This is a genomic window from Microbacterium nanhaiense (assembly GCF_014646015.1).
GTDB lineage: Bacteria > Actinomycetota > Actinomycetes > Actinomycetales > Microbacteriaceae > Microbacterium > Microbacterium nanhaiense.
Genome location: NZ_BMMQ01000003.1, coordinates 234,928 through 251,842, shown reverse-complemented (window position 1 = coordinate 251,842; position 16,915 = coordinate 234,928). Strand labels below are relative to the sequence as shown.

General features: G+C 68.9%; 16 protein-coding genes and 1 tRNA gene. 11 read left to right on the top strand and 6 right to left on the bottom strand.

The genetic code is table 11. The annotated features are described in order from the left end of the window. The first annotated feature begins 31 nt into the window (after positions 1-31). From IEX05_RS06915 to pstB, 5 genes are all read left to right on the top strand, one after another. A complete protein-coding gene (locus tag IEX05_RS06915; RefSeq protein WP_373286292.1) occupies positions 32-910 on the top strand; it encodes an exodeoxyribonuclease III in 879 nt (292 codons plus the stop codon). 136 nt (positions 911-1,046) lie between these two features. Then, entirely contained in the window at positions 1,047-2,174 is a 1,128-nt protein-coding gene (locus IEX05_RS06910; protein ID WP_188700628.1) for a phosphate ABC transporter substrate-binding protein PstS, read from the top strand. A gap of 96 nt (positions 2,175-2,270) precedes the next feature. Continuing rightward, positions 2,271-3,254 (top strand): phosphate ABC transporter permease subunit PstC, encoded by a 984-nt coding sequence (pstC, locus tag IEX05_RS06905; protein WP_188700627.1) that lies wholly within the window; start codon positions 2,271-2,273, stop codon positions 3,252-3,254. 1 nt (position 3,255) lies between these two features. Next, entirely contained in the window at positions 3,256-4,362 is a 1,107-nt protein-coding gene (gene pstA, locus IEX05_RS06900; protein WP_188700626.1) for a phosphate ABC transporter permease PstA, read from the top strand. 30 nt (positions 4,363-4,392) lie between these two features. Then, positions 4,393-5,172 (top strand): phosphate ABC transporter ATP-binding protein PstB, encoded by a 780-nt coding sequence (gene pstB / locus IEX05_RS06895; RefSeq protein ID WP_188700625.1) that lies wholly within the window; start codon positions 4,393-4,395, stop codon positions 5,170-5,172. A 179-nt stretch (positions 5,173-5,351) separates the two neighbouring features. On the opposite strand, the gene IEX05_RS06890 is transcribed toward pstB, so the two are convergent. Beyond that, the gene (locus IEX05_RS06890) at positions 5,352-5,981 is read right to left on the bottom strand and encodes a DNA-directed RNA polymerase subunit beta (protein ID WP_188700624.1); all 630 of its coding nucleotides are present in this window, start codon (positions 5,979-5,981) and stop codon (positions 5,352-5,354) included. A 73-nt stretch (positions 5,982-6,054) separates the two neighbouring features. Here IEX05_RS06890 and IEX05_RS06885 point away from each other — a divergent pair, with 73 nt between their 5' ends. Continuing rightward, a complete protein-coding gene (locus tag IEX05_RS06885) occupies positions 6,055-7,038 on the top strand; it encodes a pirin family protein (RefSeq protein WP_188700623.1) in 984 nt (327 codons plus the stop codon). Positions 7,039-7,047: 9 nt separating this feature from the next. Next, a complete protein-coding gene (locus IEX05_RS06880; protein ID WP_188700622.1) occupies positions 7,048-7,377 on the top strand; it encodes a GNAT family N-acetyltransferase in 330 nt (109 codons plus the stop codon). On the opposite strand, the gene IEX05_RS06875 is transcribed toward IEX05_RS06880, so the two are convergent. Continuing rightward, positions 7,365-8,540 (bottom strand): MFS transporter, encoded by a 1,176-nt coding sequence (locus IEX05_RS06875; protein WP_188700621.1) that lies wholly within the window; start codon positions 8,538-8,540, stop codon positions 7,365-7,367. The two genes, IEX05_RS06880 and IEX05_RS06875, sit on opposite strands and share 13 nt — an antisense overlap. 59 nt (positions 8,541-8,599) lie before the next feature. After that, positions 8,600-9,268 carry a FadR/GntR family transcriptional regulator gene (locus tag IEX05_RS06870; protein WP_188700620.1) on the bottom strand — a complete coding sequence of 223 codons (669 nt, stop codon included), beginning with the start codon at positions 9,266-9,268 and terminating at the stop codon, positions 8,600-8,602. Positions 9,269-9,435: 167 nt separating this feature from the next. Here IEX05_RS06870 and IEX05_RS06865 point away from each other — a divergent pair, with 167 nt between their 5' ends. Further along, positions 9,436-11,157 carry a 2-isopropylmalate synthase gene (locus IEX05_RS06865; RefSeq protein WP_229661174.1) on the top strand — a complete coding sequence of 574 codons (1,722 nt, stop codon included), beginning with the start codon at positions 9,436-9,438 and terminating at the stop codon, positions 11,155-11,157. Next, positions 11,154-11,972 (top strand): ABC transporter ATP-binding protein, encoded by an 819-nt coding sequence (locus tag IEX05_RS06860; RefSeq protein ID WP_188700619.1) that lies wholly within the window; start codon positions 11,154-11,156, stop codon positions 11,970-11,972. The genes IEX05_RS06865 and IEX05_RS06860 overlap by 4 nt, the downstream gene beginning before the upstream one ends. Here the strand turns inward: IEX05_RS06860 and IEX05_RS06855 are convergent. Beyond that, positions 11,945-14,767: an FAD-binding and (Fe-S)-binding domain-containing protein gene (locus IEX05_RS06855; protein WP_188700618.1), complete on the bottom strand. Its 2,823-nt coding sequence runs from the start codon at positions 14,765-14,767 to the stop codon at positions 11,945-11,947. The genes IEX05_RS06860 and IEX05_RS06855 overlap by 28 nt on opposite strands. Before the next feature lie 106 nt (positions 14,768-14,873). Between IEX05_RS06855 and IEX05_RS06850 the strand changes: the two genes are divergently transcribed. Continuing rightward, complete coding sequence (locus IEX05_RS06850) at positions 14,874-15,347, top strand: tRNA (cytidine(34)-2'-O)-methyltransferase (protein WP_188700617.1); 474 nt, start codon at positions 14,874-14,876, stop codon at positions 15,345-15,347. Between the two features lie 86 nt (positions 15,348-15,433). Here the strand turns inward: IEX05_RS06850 and IEX05_RS06845 are convergent. Continuing rightward, a tRNA-Lys gene (locus IEX05_RS06845) sits at positions 15,434-15,506 on the bottom strand. Positions 15,507-15,552: 46 nt separating this feature from the next. Continuing rightward, on the bottom strand, positions 15,553-16,197 hold the full coding sequence (locus tag IEX05_RS06840) for an SDR family oxidoreductase (protein WP_188700616.1): 645 nt from the start codon (positions 16,195-16,197) through the stop codon (positions 15,553-15,555). 86 nt (positions 16,198-16,283) lie between these two features. On the opposite strand from IEX05_RS06840, the gene IEX05_RS06835 reads away from it, so the two are divergent. Beyond that, on the top strand, positions 16,284-16,895 hold the full coding sequence (locus IEX05_RS06835; protein WP_188700615.1) for a rhomboid family intramembrane serine protease: 612 nt from the start codon (positions 16,284-16,286) through the stop codon (positions 16,893-16,895). Positions 16,896-16,915 lie beyond the last annotated feature (20 nt).

The window sequence follows — 16,915 nt, the reverse complement described above, 5'->3', positions numbered from 1 at the left end:
CCATCCGGTCGGGCCCCGTTTCGTCGTTAGGCTGGAGCACATGACTCGCATCGCCTCCGTCAACGTCAATGGGATCCGCGCCGCCGCACGCAAGGGCATGGCCGGATGGATCGAGACCAGCGGGGTCGACATCCTCACCATTCAGGAGGTGCGCGGCGAGCGGGCGCACCTCGAGACGGTGCTCCCGGGCTGGCACATCCTCGCCGAGGAGGCCCCGCAGAAGGGCCGCGCGGGCGTGGCAATCGCATCCCGCGAGCCGTCGATCGCGCACCGGACCGGGCTCGGCGAGGGCGTCGACGCCCAGGGACGCTGGCTCGAGGCCGACTTCCAGTTCGGCGACCGCGTCGTGACCGTCGTGAGCGCCTACGTTCACTCGGGCGAGGTGGACACCCCGAAGCAGGAGGCGAAGTGGGTGTTCCTCGACGCAATGGTCGAGCGCCTCCCCCAGCTCGGCGAGTTCGCGGTAGTCACGGGCGACCTCAATGTCGGTCACCGCGAGTTCGATATCAAGAACTGGAAGGGCAACGTCTCGCGCGCCGGCTTCCTCGCCCGCGAACGCGCATACTTCGATCAGTTCCTCACGGCCGCCGGCGAGCCCGTCGAGGGCCAGGTGAGCACCGCGCGCGGCAAGGTCGGCGAGTTGAGCGACACGCGTCCCTTCGCCGCGGGCCGCACCGGTCTCGGATTCGTCGACGTCGGGCGCGCCTTCGCGGGCGAGGTCGAGGGACCCTTCAGCTGGTGGTCGAACCGCGGTCAGGCCTTCGACAAGGACACGGGCTGGCGGATCGACTACCACCTCGCGACGCCCGCCCTCGCCGCGCTCGTCGACAGCTACCGCGTCGACCGGTACCCGTCGTATGACGCCCGCTGGAGCGACCACGCCCCCGTCGTCGCGGACTACTCCCTCTAAGTAAGTTCACATTCTCGTTAATCCTCCGTTTACCTTCCGTCTGGAGTTCCGTTAGGAAGCGCGCTTAGCGTCAGTCACTGCCGGGCGTCCCTCCCGGCGCCAAGAACGTCCTTCTCACAACGGAACGGATCCCCTCGTGAAGCTCACCCGCCTCTCTGGAATCGCCGCCCTCGGCGCCGTCGCTGCTCTCACGCTCGCCGGCTGCGCCGCGAACGAAGAGACCGCACCCGCCACGTCCGCCCCGTCGGAGGGCACCTCGTCGGAGGCCCCCGCCGCAGGCGGTGCCACGGGCACGATCGGCGCGACCGGCGCCTCCTCGCAGGCTGCCGCCCAGGCCGCGCTCGTCGCCACCTTCCAGAGCCAGAACTCGGGCGTGACCGTGAACTACGAGTCGACCGGTTCGGGCGCCGGCCGCGACAACTTCCTCGCGGGCGCCTCGGACTTCATCGGTTCGGACCGCGCATACCACGTCGACGAACTCTCGGCTGGCTTCAAGGGCTGCGCCTCGGACAGCATCGTCGAGGTGCCGACCTACATCTCGCCCGTCGCCGTCGCGTTCAACCTGCCCGGCGTCGACACGCTCAACATGGATGCCGCGACGATCGCCGGCATCTTCGCCGGCGAGATCACGCAGTGGAACGACGAGGCGATTGCCTCGCAGAACGAGGGCGTTGAGCTGCCTGACTCGGCCATCACCCCGGTGAACCGCTCGGACGCGTCCGGCACGACCGAGACCTTCGTGAGCTACCTCTCGGCAACCGCCGGTGACGTCTGGACCTACGAGGTCGGCGACGAGTGGCCCATCGACGGCACCGAGCGCGCCCAGGGCACGCAGGGTATCGCACAGGTGCTCGGCTCGAGCGAGGGCACGATCGGTTACCTCGACGCCTCGCAGATTCCCGCCGACGCCGGCCAGGTCGCCGTGGGCGTTGACGGCGAGTACGTTCCGTACTCGGCCGAGGCTGCTTCGAAGCTCATCGAGAACTCGCCGCTTGAAGAGGGACGCGAGGCTCAGGATCTTGTCTTCGCGGTGGACCCCGCATCCGCGTCTGACGGTGCCTACCCGATCGCGCTTGTGTCGTACCTCATCAGCTGCACCGAGTACGAGGACACCACGAAGGCACAGCTGGTGAAGGACTACTTCACCTTCGTCGCCTCCGCCGAGGGCCAGGAGATCTCAGCCGCCGAGGCCGGCAGCGCCCCGATCTCCGACTCGCTGCGCGAGCAGGTCAACGCCGCGATCGACGCGATCGTCACGGAGTAAGACCCCGACTCGGAGCCCCTGGGGCGGCCTCACGAACCGTTGAGTCCGCCCCGGGGGCACCCGCATGACTACACACTTCACGAAACCCTGGAGCTCATGAGCACGACCGAGAAGGTGCCCGCACGGCAGGCGCCGCCAGAAGGCAGTATCAAAGCGAAGAAGCGCCCCGGCGACCTCGCTTTCTCCGGCAGCTCCCTTGGCGCCGGCATCATCATCCTGATCGTCCTCGCCGCGACCGCCGTCTTCCTCGTCGTTCAGTCGATTCCCGCCATCGCGGGAGATCCAGACGCGAACCCCATCCTCGGCGGGGAGAATTTCTGGAGCTACGCGCTGCCGTTCCTCTTCGGCACGCTCTGGTCGGCATTGCTTGCCCTCGCAATCGCGAGTCCGATCGCGATCGGTATCGCGCTGTTCATCTCGCACTACGCGCCCCGGCGGATCGCCGCCGTTCTCGGCTACATCATCGACCTCCTGGCCGCGGTCCCCTCCGTCGTCTTCGGCCTCTGGGGCGCGCTGTTCTTCTCCGGGTTCCTCCAGCCGTTCTTCGCGACGCTGACCGAGACGATCGGCACCTGGCCGGTCCTGAACCTGCTCTTCAGCGGCCCCGTGTCCGCCACCGGACGCACGATCCTCACCGCCGCGCTCGTCCTGTCCGTCATGATCCTCCCGATCATGACGGCCATCTGCCGTGAGGTCTTCCTGCAGACGCCCAAGCTGCACGAGGAAGCCGCGCTCGCGCTCGGCGCGACGCGCTGGGAGATGATCCGCATGGCCGTCCTCCCGTTCGCTCGCGGCGGCATGGTCTCGGGCGCAATGCTCGGCCTCGGCCGCGCCCTCGGCGAGACGATGGCCGTGACGATGGTGCTCTCCGGATCGCCGATCGTCGCGTTCCAGCTCCTGCAGTCGGGAAACCCGCAGTCGATCGCGGCGAACATCGCCCTGCACTTCCCGGAGGCGTTCGACACGGGCGTGAACACGCTCATCGCTACCGGTCTGATCCTGTTCATCGTGACCTTCGCGGTCAACGCGGTCGCGCGCTGGATCGTGAACCGCCGTGCCGAGTTCTCGGGAGCCAACTGACATGACTGCCCCCACCACCGAGACTGTCGTCGTACCGCCGTCGCGCATCTCGACCGGCCGACTGCCCAAGGGATCACCCTGGGCGATCCTGGTCGGCGCCATGCTGGTCTCCTTCGCGATCTTCGCCGTGCTGAACGCCGGCTCGCCGCTCGCCGATCTCAACGTCGCCGGCGCGCTATTCATCGGCATGGTTCTCTATGTCGTCTTCATCTACGTGCTCTCGCTCATCGCCGAGAGCCGTCGCCACGCGACCGACCGCCTCATGACGGCGCTCATCTCGACCGCGTTCGTGATCGCGTGTCTCCCGCTCGTGTCGCTCCTGTGGACCGTGATCTCCAACGGCCTCGCGCGCATGGATCCGACGTTCTTCAGCTGGTCGATGCGCAACGTCATCGGCGAGGGCGGCGGCGCCGTCCACGCGATCTGGGGCACGCTCATCGTCACCGGGCTCGCCGCGATCATCTCCGTGCCGATCGGTCTCATGACGTCGATCTACCTCGTCGAGTACGGCAACGGCAACCGCCTGTCGAAGGGCATCACGTTCTTCGTCGACGTGATGACCGGCATCCCGTCGATCGTCGCCGGTCTGTTCATCTACTCGGTGTTCACGATCTTCTTCGGCCCCGGAATCCGCATGGGCATCATGGGCGCCCTCGCCCTGTCGGTGCTCATGATCCCCGTCGTCGTCCGCGGATCCGAGGAGATGCTGCGCATCGTTCCGAACGAGCTGCGCGAGGCCTCCTTCGCGCTCGGCGTGCCGAAGTGGCTCACGATCGTCAAGGTCGTTCTGCCGACCTCGATCGCGGGTATCACCACCTCGATCATGCTCGCGGTTGCGCGCGTCATCGGCGAGACCGCTCCCCTGCTGCTCACGGTCGGCGTCACCGCGAACCTGCAGCTCAACGCGTTCGAGACCGACAACGGCCAGATGATGACCCTGCCGGTGTTCGTGTACAACGAGTTCATGTACCCGAGCGCCTCCTCGCCCGACGCCTCGCTCGAGCGCGCGTGGGCCGCGGCCCTGACGCTCCTCCTCATCGTGATGCTGCTGAACCTCGTCGGCCGCGGCATCTCCAAGTTCTTCGCCCCCAAGACCAGCGGTCGCTGAGCGGCGCGACTCAAGTAAAGGATCCACAAGATGTCTAAGAGCATCGAAGTCAACGACCTCAACGTCTACTACGGCGACTTCCTCGCCGTCGAGGGCGTGTCGATCGACATCCAGCCCGGCACCGTGACCGCGTTCATCGGCCCCTCGGGTTGCGGCAAGTCGACGTTCCTGCGCACCCTGAACCGCATGCACGAGGTCATCCCCGGCGCGCGCGTCGAGGGCGAGGTCATGATCGACGGCAAGAACCTCTACGGTGCCGGCGTCGACCCCGTGCTTGTCCGCCGTCAGGTGGGCATGGTGTTCCAGCGCCCCAACCCGTTCCCGACGATGTCGATCAAGGAGAACGTGCTGGCCGGCGTGAAGCTCAACAACCGCCGCATGGCCAAGAGCGACCAGGATGCGCTCGTCGAGAAGTCGCTGCGCGGCGCGAACCTCTGGAACGAGGTCAAGGACCGCCTCGACAAGCCCGGCTCCGGCCTCTCCGGCGGTCAGCAGCAGCGCCTCTGCATCGCCCGCGCGATCGCGGTCTCGCCCGACGTGATCCTCATGGACGAGCCCTGCTCGGCCCTCGACCCGATCTCGACCTTCGCGATTGAGGAGCTGATCGAGGAGATCAAGCACGAGTACACGGTCGTGATCGTCACGCACAACATGCAGCAGGCGAGCCGCGTCTCGGACAAGACCGCCTTCTTCAACATCGCCGGCACGGGCAAGCCCGGCAAGCTCATCGAGTACGACGACACGCCCAAGATCTTCACCTCGCCGTCGGTTCAGGCGACGGAGGACTACGTGTCGGGACGCTTCGGATAAACCCGATCTGAGAAATACGATGGCCGCCTGGGAATACCTCGGGCGGCCATTCGTTACACTGATACTGCCGGGCCGCACATTACCCCGGGCTCCAACTTTTGCCGCTCCGAGCGGCCTTCCGCCGTGAGGCGTACTTGTGCGGCTCGGCTTTTTCGTGGCCCGGGGCGCGAGGTGCGGGGCTAGATCAGTTCGCCTCGGCGCCAGAGGCGGGAGGCGGTCGCGAGTTCCTCTGCGAAGCTCGCCAGGCGCGACGCCCTGCTCGTGAGCGCGGTCGAGCGCTCGGGTTCCGTCGCCTCGTAATCGTCCGCGAGGTGCGTGGCGCCGGACGCCTGCACGCGGCAGAATGCGGCCGCACGGTCGAGAGCCACCGCGAAGTCGCCGGTGAACGCGCCCCGCAGAATCGTGTCGACGAGCGCGACGAGCTCCTCCGGGCCGGCAGGGACGGGAGCCCCGGCGACGATCGGATCGCTCGACGCGAGCTCGATGCGGCCACGTTCGTTCAGGAGTGCCGCGGTCTGCGGATCGTCGTGGATGCTGAGCTGAATCAGGTACATCCGCCAGAGCGCGCCCGGCAGACTCTTGGCGGGAGAGCGCGACCACAGCTGGGCGATATCGTCGATTCCGTTGACGGCCGCGAAGGAGATCAGCCGTTCGACCGCTTCCGGATCCGGTTCCGCGCGCACGCGCGCCAGCAGCGTCGTCGCGGTCGCGTGCGCGGCGCGCGACACCTCCGCCGGATCCTCCGATTCGAAGAGGCGGTCGAAGGTCTCGGAGGGGCGGAACACGGGGCGGGAGAAGTCTTTTGCCATCGCGCTCCAGGCTACGCTCCCCACATGGGCGAGGATCCTTCCTATTCACACGCATGGATTGTAGGCTGAGGGTATGAGCAATGAGGAGCGCTTCCCCGAGGTCGCCGTTCTCGAGCCGGGAGCGGCATGCACGAATGTCGAGGTGCTGGAGCCCCGGGACGTCCCGCTCGGCGGCCCACGCGCCATGCCCGTGTCGCGCACGCTTCCTCAGAAGAAGCGCTCGCTCGTCGGTTCGTGGTGCTTCATCGACCATTACGGCCCCGACGACGTGTCGTCGACCGGCGGCATGCACGTTCCTCGCCACCCGCACACCGGGCTGGCGACGGTGTCGTGGCTCTTCTCCGGCGAGATCGATCACCTCGACTCGGGCGGCAACGCGGCGCGGGTCCGACCGGGCGAGCTGAACCTGATGATCGCCGGCCGCGGAATCACGCACCAGGAGCTCTCGACGCCGGAGACGCAGACGCTCCACGGCGTGCAGCTCTGGTATGCCCTCCCCGATGCCTCGCGCTTCAGCGACAACCACTTCGAGCACTACGAGCCCTCCCCCGTTCCCGCGGGAGACGGGGTCACGGCCCGCGTATTTATCGGGTCGTTGGCGGGGTCGACGTCGCCCGTCGACACGCGGACTCCAGAGCTGCTCGGTGCCGAACTGATCCTCGCCCCCGCCGCCGTCGCGCACCTCGAGGTGAGCCGCGACTTCGAATTCGCGGCCCTCGCGGAGACCGGCGAGATCGAGGTGAACGGCACGACGGTCGCGCACCGCGAGCTGGGCTACGTTCCGCCGGGATCCGACACGTTGTCGCTCTCGTCGGTCGACGGCGCGCGGGTGATTCTGCTCGGCGGAGTCCCGTTCGGGGAGCAGATCGTGATGTGGTGGAACTTCATCGGTCGAAACCACGACGAGGTCGCCGACTACCGGCGGCGCTACCAGGCCGAGATGGGGTTCGAAGACGGCGAGATCATCGATCCTCTTTTCGGAGACTTCCCCGCGGGCCAGCCCGCCCCCCTCCCCGCTCCCGTGTTGCCCAATGCACGGCTGCGTCCCCGCGAGTAGGAGAAGATCATGGCAACAGTCGAAGACCGCCCCGAGGAACTGCGTTACGTCCTGCTCGACGGAGACACCGAGATCGGGGAAGAGTCGTACGCCGACGACGGCGACGAGCGGATCGTGTTCCACACCTTCGTCGACAGCAGCCGTTCCGGCCAGGGGCTCGCGTCGCAGCTCGTGCGCGCCGTTCTCGACGACATCGTGGCCCGCGGGATGAAGGTCGTTCCCGTGTGCCCGTACGTCAAGGCATGGCTGCCGAAGCACCCGGAGTACGAGGCGTCGGTCGTGACTCCGACGCCCGCGCACCTTCGCGTGATCGCCGCGCGCCCGCGTCACGCGGGATAGGGCACGGCCCTCTTCTTCAGTCCTCGCAGGCGGCCGAGGTAACACGCCGCGGTCACCACGCATACGGCCGCGGTGACGCCCAGACCGACCGTGAAGCTCGTGCCCGCGGCGATGAATCCGACGACGAGCGAGCCGAGCCCCGTGCCGGTGTCGAAGCCGATGTTCCAGCTCGTGCTGGCCAGCTCGCGCAGGCGCTGCGGGACGGATCCGAACGACTCGACGAGCGTCAGGTTCTGGATGCCCCCGTACGCGATTCCCACGAGGACCATGCCTCCCCAGACGAGCGGGGCGCTCCCCCACAGGATGGCGAAGGCGCTCGCGACGAGGCCCAGCGCGCCGGCGACGAGTAGCGGGGCGATGAAGCGGTGCGGGCCGTATCGGTCGGCGTAACCTCCCGCGAGCCAGCGCGCGAACGCCGTGACGCCCGTCAGGATCAGAAGTGCGACGAGGACCGTCGCCCCGCCGAAACCGAACTGCGGCGCGAAGGAGATGATGGCGCCCGCCGGCGCCGCGATGGCGGTGAGCACGAGGGCCGGCACGAGAACGGCGGCGAGCGCGTTCATCGTCACCGGCACCCGCGGCGCGTCGTCCTGCGGCGCGCGGTCGATGCGCCCGCCGATCGCGGCGGCGAACGGAACCGCGAGCACGGGGAGGAAGCCGAGCAGGAAGATCACCCGGAAGTCGATGTTCTCGGCGATCCATGCGCTCGACGGGATCAGCAGGAACTGCGGCACCGCGATCGACAGGCCGTAGATCCCGATCGCCCGGCCGCGGTGCGACTCGGGGACCAGGTGCGCCACGGCGCTCGATCCGCACACCGTCACGACCGCGAAGCCGGCACCGCGGAGCGCCGAGACCGCGAGCACGGCCCACAGCGCATCGCTCATCACGAACAGGAGCGACGGGGCGCCGAGCAGCACGGCCCCGGTGACCATCGTGGCCCGCCATCCGATCGTTCGAAGCGCCCATGGCACCGTCGTCTGCACCAGGACTGTGGCGAGCATGAGGATCGCGTTGACAAGCCCCGCGCCGCCTTCGTCCGCGCCTCCGTGCCGTGCCCAGAGCGGCGCGGTCGGGAGGAGCAGGGCATAGCCCGCGAAACCGAGGGCACTCGCCACGAGCAGGGCACGCATCCCGGGGATGCGCCAGACGGATCCGGTCACGGGATCCATTCTCCCGCGTCGGCGGCGATCTCGGTATTCAGCGGGCCTCGCGGCTCGGATCAGCCCAGCGCGTCGATCAGGCCCCGGAGGTGCGCGCGGCTGAGCTCGCGGGCGCGCGCGCCGTCGCGATCCGCGATCGCTTCGGCGAGGTCGGCGTGCGCATCGCGGTCGACGTCGTCGTCCGTGTGGCGATGGATCCGGAGCATGTCGATCATCGCGCGCCGCAGGCGCGGCACGAACGCATCGAACAGCTCGAGGAGCACCGGGTTGTCCGCGGCCTCGACGACGGCGCGGTGGAAGCGCATGTCGGCGTCGACGTACTCCTCTCGGGTGTCGTGGGCACCGCCGCGCTCGGCGAGTGCCCGCCGGATCCTGCGGATCGCCGCGGGCGAGCGACGCTCGGCCGCGAGGTGCGCGCCCTCCGATTCGATCGCGATACGCGCCTCGATGACGGCGGCGATATCGGCGCGCCCCAGTACCGCGCCCCAGTCCTCCGGCGCATCGAGCGCGGTCACGAAGACGCCGGCTCCCTGGCGGGTCTCGAGCACGCCGCGCCCCGCGAGCTGGCGGATCGCTTCGCGGACGGTGGACCGCCCGACGCCGAGCTGCGGGCCGAGCGTCGTTTCGCCGGGGAGCTTCGCCCCGAGCGACCACTCTCCCCCGCGAATCCGTTCGAAGAGCGCCCGTGCCGCCTGGTCGGCGAGCGGTTCCCGCCTGATCTGGGTCATGCCCTCATACTAACAACTCCTCAACTTGTCTGAGGAGTTGTGCTAGCGTCATCACATGATGTCGCGCGCGCTTCTCCTTCTTTGCCGCGGCGGGGCCTGAACAGACCGGCTCCCCGCCGCGGGGGCTCCGCGCGCCGGTCGCTTCTCGCTCTCAGAAGGACGACCCCATGACCGCTTCTTGGAACCGCCAATCCCCCTCGACGATGCCCTCGCATCGCTACACCGACATCTTTTCCCGCGTCGGCGTGCCGCTCACCGACCGCCGCTGGCCCGACGCACGCATCACCGAGGCGCCGCTCTGGGTGCCGGTCGACCTGCGCGACGGCAACCAGGCGCTCGCCGAACCGATGGATCCCGAACGCAAGCGCCGCTTCTTCGAGCTGATGGTGCGCATGGGCTACAAGGAGATCGAGGTCGGATACCCCTCGGCCTCGCAGACGGACTTCGACTTCGTGCGGCTCATCGCGGAGAGCGCCATCGCCCCCGATGACGTAACGATCGTCGTATTTACGGCGGCTCGCCGCGACCTCATCGAGCGCACCGTTGCCGCGATCGACGGCATCACCAACCCCGTCGTCATCCACGTGTACACCGCGACGGCCCCCGCGTGGCGCGAGACCGTGCTCGGACACGACCGCGCGGCCCTCACCGAGCTGATCCTGTCGGGCGGGCGAGACATCCTCGAGCTCGCCGGGCACCTGCCGAACGTGCGCTTCCAGTTCAGCCCCGAGGTGTTCAACCTGACGGAGCCCGACTACGCGCTGGAGGTCTGTGACGCGATGACGGAACTCTGGGATGCGCGCCCCGATCGCCCCGTGATCCTCAACCTCCCGGCGACGGTCGAGGCCGCGACGCCCAATGTGTACGCCGACCAGATCGAGTACATGCACCGCAACCTCGCGCGGCGCGACGGCGTGATCCTCTCGGTGCACCCGCACAACGACCGCGGCACCGGCATCGCGTGCGCCGAACTCGCGGTCCTCGCGGGGGCCCAGCGCGTGGAGGGATGCATCTTCGGTAACGGCGAACGCACGGGGAACGTCGACATCGCCACCCTCGCGCTCAACCTGCACGCGCAGGGCGTGGATCCGATGATCGATTTCTCCGACATCGACGAGATCCGCCGCACCGTGGAGTACTGCAACCGCATCGAGGTGCACCCGCGACACCCCTATGTCGGCGATCTCGTACACACGGCGTTCAGCGGAACCTATCAGGATGCGATCCGGAAGGGATTCGCCGAGCACCGCCGGCGAGCGGCCGCGCTCGGGATGCCCGAGTCGGACATCGACTGGCGCGTGCCGTACCTGCCGATCGATCCCGCCGACATCGGGCGCAGCTACGATGCGGTCATCCGCGTGAACTCGCAATCCGGCAAGGGCGGGATCGCCTACCTGCTCGAGACGGATTACGGCATCGAGCTGCCGCGGCGCGCGCAGATCGATCTCGCGCGGCATGTGCAGCGGCGCTCCGAGGCGAGCGGCGCCGAGGTGTCGGCCGATCAGATCTGGGACGTATTCCGCGACGCGTATCTGTCGGATCCCGCGCCCCGCGTCACCCTGGAGCGGCTCGATATCGACGGATCCCGGGTCGCGGTCGCCCTGCGGTCGGGCGGATCCGCGGTCACCCGCACCTTCGCCGACGCGGGTCCGGTCGAGGCGATCGTGGCGACCCTTGCCGAGGCGGGCATCGACATCGATGTGACAGAGTTGCACCAGACGAGCGTGCGCGCGGGAAGCTCGAGCGACGCGCTCACGATGATCGAGTATCGCTCGAACGGCGCGACGGGCTGGGCGGCCGGCATGGACCGGTCGGTGTTCGCGGCGAGCGCCGCCGCCGTGCTGGCGGCAGCCAATCGCGCCGCGGTGCGCGAGGAAGTGGATGCATGACGGAGATTCTGAGGCTCGATTCGGTCGACGTGGTGCGCGGCGGGCGGCAGCTGCTCACCGACATCTCCCTCACCGTTCGGGCCGGTGAACACTGGGCGCTCATCGGCCCGAACGGGGCCGGAAAGTCGACCATGCTCACCATGTGCGGCGCGCAGGAGCACCCGACCCGGGGGTCCGTGTTCGTGCTCGGGCAACAGCTCGGACGCGTCGAGATCAGGAAGCTGCGCGAGCAGATCGGACACGTGAACCCACGGCATGCCGTCTCGTCACCCCTCTCGGTCCTCGATGTCGTGCTGACCGGTGCGACGGGCACGAACGAACGGATGATGCGCTGGGAGCCCACACCCTGCCTGTTCCGGCGCGCGCACGAACTCATCGACATGCTCGGCCTCGCGGGCAAGGAGTCCGCGCGCTGGCCGACGATGTCCCAGGGTGAGCGGGGACGCACTCTGATCGCACGAGCGCTGCTCATGGATCCGCCGCTCCTGCTGCTCGACGAGCCGTCGACGGGCCTCGACGTCGCGGCGCGCGAGCAGCTACTCGAGACCGTCGACCACCTGCACCGCACCCACCCCTCGCTCGCGACGGTGCTCGTCACGCACCATCTCGAGGAACTTCCGGAGTCAACGACGCACGCGATGATCATCGCGGAGGGCCGCGTGCTGGCGCGGGGCGCCGCACGCGACGTCCTCACGACCGAGCTGGTCACCGAGGCGTTCGACTACCCCATCGCCGTCGCCCACCACGGCGGGCGCTGGTCGGCGCGCGCCGCGCGGGGGCGCGCCGCTCACGCGGTCGCGTCGTCGAGCAGCTGAAGGATGTGGCGGTATTCGTGACCTGTCGCGCGGGTCATGCCGAGCTCGCACGTGCGGTTGAGCGACGCGTGCACCGCGGATCCGGCGGCCGCAACGTCCGCGGCCTCGGCGCGCGTCGCGCTCTCGGTCAGCTCGGGGTGAAGCATCCCGCGGTCGCCCGCGAAGCCGCAGCAACCCCAATCCTCGGGCACGACGACCTCCTCGGCCGCGGCGCCGGCGACGCGCGTCAGCGCCTCGACGATGCCCAGGTGCGCCGACGAGCAGGTTGGGTGCACCGTCACCGATTCCACCTTCTGCCCCGCGGGAAGCGCCGGCAGGATCCGCTCGTCGACGAAGGCAACCGCGTCGATCACTCGGATCCCGTGCTCATCCGCCGCGGCAAGCAGCACCTCGAGGCCCTCGGTGCAGCTCGAGGCGTCGCAGACCACGGGCAGGCGGCCATTGTCGGTGGCGCGGAGCAGCGACGACGCCACCCGCGACGTCATCTTGGCGTACCCCCGCGAAAGGCCCTTCGACTTCCACGGCGTGCCGCAGCAGAGCGAGGGCAGGTCGTCGGGCGTCGCCACCCGCACACCCGCGCGCTCGCACAGGCGGAGGAACGACTGCGCGACACCGTCTCCGCCGACGGGGCCGAACATCGTGGTCGTGCACGACGAGAAGTAGATCGCCTCCGGCTCGTCGGCGTTCACGAGCGGCCGACGGGATCCACCCCCGGGCAGGTCTGCCGTGTACAGCGGCACGGTGTCGGATCCGAGGACCGCGCGACCGAGCTGCGTGGCGAGTTTCGGGAGCGCGGTCGGGAGGGCATCGGCGAACGACAGCGCCTTGCCGCCGACCCCGCTGATCGTGTCCCAGTTCTTCGCGGCGACGTTCCAGCCCGCCTGCAAGATGGCGTTCTGATTCTCCTTGCGCAGGCGGCGCACGAGGTCGCCCGTGTTGATGCGCACGGGGCAGGCGATCTGACACATGCCGTCGACCGCGCAGGTGTCGATGCCGTCGTAGCCGTATTCCTTCTCGAGCGTCTTCACCAGGGCCGTGTCACCCGCCGCGCGGGCGCGCTCCATCTCGCGGCGCAGCACGATGCGCTGGCGGGGCGTGAGTGTCACGTCCTTCGACGGACACGCCGGCTCGCAGTACCCACACTCGACGCATCGATCGACCTCGCTCTCGACGGTCGGCGCCGTCTTGAGGTCGCGCGTGTAGCCGAGCGGATCCTCCGTCAGCAGCACACCCGGATTGAGTAGCCCCTCCGGGTCGACGAGTCGCTTGACCTCCCACATCACCTCGTACAGCTCGTCGCCGTACTGGCGGTTCACGAACGGGGCCATGATTCGGCCCGTGCCGTGCTCGGCCTTGAGCGTGCCACCGCGAGAGAGCACGAGCTCGACCATCTCCTCCGTGAACGCCTCGTAGCGCGCGAGGTTCGCCGCGTCATCGAATCGCTCGTTCACGAGGAAGTGGATGTTGCCGTCCTTCGCGTGGCCGAAGATCACGCTCTCCTCGTAGCCGTGCTTGTCGAACAGCTCGATGAGCCGCTCGCAGGTTTCGCCGAGCCGCTCGACGGGAACCGCGATGTCCTCCAGGAGCGCGTTCGTGCCCGAGGGCCGCGCCTCGGCGACGGTCGTGAACAGGCCCTTCCGGATGTGCCACAGCTGGGCGCGCGTCACCAGATCCGTCGTCATCGCCGCGGGTGACGCCAGCGGCAGGCGCGAGAGGAGTTCCGACGCCGCCTCCGAGCGGGCCTCGAGCTCGGCCGGCGTCGCCTCCTGGAACTCCACCAGCAGGGCGGCGTGATCGACGACGGCGAGCGCGCGCAGCTCCTTCGTCGCCTCGTGGTCACGCTGCGCAACCCGCAACGAGGCCGCGTCGAGCAGCTCGATCGTCGCAAAGCCGGCGGCAACGAGGGCGGGTAGCGCGGCAGTCGCGTCGGCGAGGTTCGCGAACACGAGCAGGCCCGTCGAGACGTGCGGCAGGATCGGCACCGTGCGGAAGGTCGCCTCGGCGACGAAGGCGAGGGTTCCCTCGGATCCGATCACGAGGTGCTCGAGGATCTTCACGGGCTCGTCGAAGTCGAGGAAGGAGTTCAGGCCGTAGCCCATCGTGTTCTTGATCGCGTGCAGGCGCGTCAGCGTCGCCACCGAGTCGGGGTTCTGCCGGATCCGGTCTCGGATCCGCTCGAGACCGCGGACGAGCCGCGGCTCCGCGGCGCGGAGGCGCTCGTCGGCGCCCGGTGAACCCGTGTCGACGACGGTTCCGCTTGGGAGCACGAGGACGGCCGACTCGAGCGTGCGGTAGGTGTTCGCGTGCGTTCCGCAGGACATCCCGGAGGAGTTGTTGGCGACGACGCCGCCGATCGTGCACGCGATCTCGCTCGCCGGATCCGGCCCCAGCTTCCGCTTCCGACGGACGAGCCTCGTGTTCGTCGCCCGCACCGTCGCGCCGGGCTGCACGCGCACGCGCGCGCCCCCGTCGAGCACCTCGATCCCGCGGAAGTGGTGGCGGGTATCGATCAGAACGCCGTCGGATCCCGCCTGCCCGGACAGGCTCGTGCCGCCCGATCGGAACGTCACGGGGACGCCCTGGGCGCGTGCGGCGCGGAAGGTCGCCGCCACGTCCTCGGCGGTGCGGGCCGTGACGACGGCGCGCGGCGTGAGGAGGTAGTGGGACGCATCGTGGGCGGCGGCGAGTCGGTCCGTCGCGCGCACGCCAACCTCGGCACCGATCTGCTCGAGCGCCTCCACGAGCAGCGGGTCCACGGGAGCGAGGGTGTCGACCCCATTGTGACGTTCGTTCATCCGCCTGCCCTTTCCTGACGCGACCTGACGTCATTCATCGTACCGGTTGACCAGTTGGGTGCCGTTCTCCCCACCAATGCTCGGCGGACGGGAGTAGCGTCGAGGGGTGTTCCACATCGTCTTCTTCGAGCCCCGCATCCCCCAGAACACGGGCAACGCCATCCGAACGTCGGCCGCGACCGGCAACATGCTGCACCTCGTCGAGCCGCTCGGCTTCGAGATGAGCGATACCAAGCTGAAGCGGGCCGGCCTGGATTACCACGACCTCGCGCACGTCACGATCCACCCGAACTTCGACGCGCTTGTGACCCACCTCGAGGCCGAGGGCACGGGCCGCATCTACGCGTTCACGGGCCACACCGAGAACCGCTACACCGACGTGTCCTACGAGCCCGGCGACGCACTCATGTTCGGCCCCGAGCCGACCGGCCTCCCGCCGGAGATCATGTCGGATCCGCGCGTCACCCGGCTCCTGCGCATCCCCATGCGCCCCGGGATCCGCTCGCTCAACCTCTCCAACTCCGCCGCGATCGCGACCTTCGAGGCCTGGCGCCAGAACGACTTCGGCGGCGGCGTCTGACAACGCCGCGAGGCGGCGGATCATATGCCGCTCGCGGAATACACAGAAGCCCTCGGAGCGACGCACGCTCCGAGGGCTTCTCGGTGTGGGCCCAGCGGGGATCGAACCCGCGACCCGCGGATTAAAAGTCCGATGCTCTGCCAGCTGAGCTATAGGCCCGCAGACGAGTTTAGTTCACGTCCGCTGTGCGGCCCAATCCGCGTTCTCAACCGCGGATCGCGTCCGCGATCGGCACGGATCCATTGCCGAAGGCGATGGTGCGGCGGATCGTCGACGGGTCGTGGAGCACCGCCGCCGCCACGGCCGCGACATCGCCGCGGGTCACCCGCCCGTCGCCGGGCTCCTCGACCTCGATGAGCCCGGTGGGCTCGTCGAGCGTCAGCGGCCCCGGGGCGAGGATCGTCCAATCGAGGTCGGTCCCGCGGAGGTGCTCGTCCGCGATCGACTTCGCCTCGGCATACGCATAGAACGAGTTGTCCTCGGGCACACCGTGATCGCGGCTCGCCCCCAGATAGGAGACCATCACGTAGCGCGTCGCGCCGGCGGCGGCCGCCGCCGACATCGATCGGACCGCGCCGTCGAGGTCGACCGCGCGGGTGCGCTGCGGATCCCCTCCCCCGGCGCCCGCCGACCACACGACCGCGTCGTGACCGCGGAACACCTCAGTGAGTGCCGCCTCGTCGAGCGTCTCGACGTCGGCGACGACGGGCGAAGCACCCGTCTGCCCAACCTCGTATGCGTGATCGGGGTTGCGGATGACGCTCGTGACCTCGTCGCCGCGATCGATCAGGAGCGGGGCCAACCGCATTGCCACCTTGCCGTGTCCGCCGATGATGAGCACGCGTGCCATGGATCCTCCTCGGGTAGGGGTTCGTCGGTGCCTCCACGCTACGCCGCTCCGACGGAAGCAGGGTCGTTCGGTGACAGACTGGTCGCATGACCACGCCGACGCCCGCACCGCGCCGACCCCTGCTCGAGGCCGCCATGCAGCCGCTCATCCTGCTCGCCGTCATCTGGGCGGTGCAGTTCGTGAACGTGATCGTCCGCTACCGCCTCAACTACACCTTCGGCGTGGAGGCGTGGGATCCGCCCGGGCTGATCGGCCTCGTCACCTCACCCTTCCTGCACTCCGGCTGGGGCCACATCATCGCCAACAGCGTGCCGTTCGCGATCCTCGGCGTCCTGATCGCGTTCGAGGGCACACGGCGCTACTGGATCGTCACGGGCATCACGGCCGCGTCCAGCGGCATCTTCGCATGGGTCATCAATTCGCCCGGCACCGTCACGGTGGGCGCATCCGGCGTCGTGTTCGGCTACTTCGGCTACCTGATGGTGCGCGCGTTCTTCGCTCCCTCGGTCGGACGCGGGATCCTCTATGGCGCCATCGCGCTCGTCGTGGGTTCGCTCTACGGGGCGACGATGCTGACCGGCATCTTCGCGGCCGGAGCGAACGTGTCGTGGCAGGGTCACGTGGGCGGCGCGATCGGCGGCGCCATCGCCGCCCACGCGCTACGGCCGAAGCGCCGCCCCATTGTGGGATCCGCATAACGCGCTCGAAGATCGGCGCT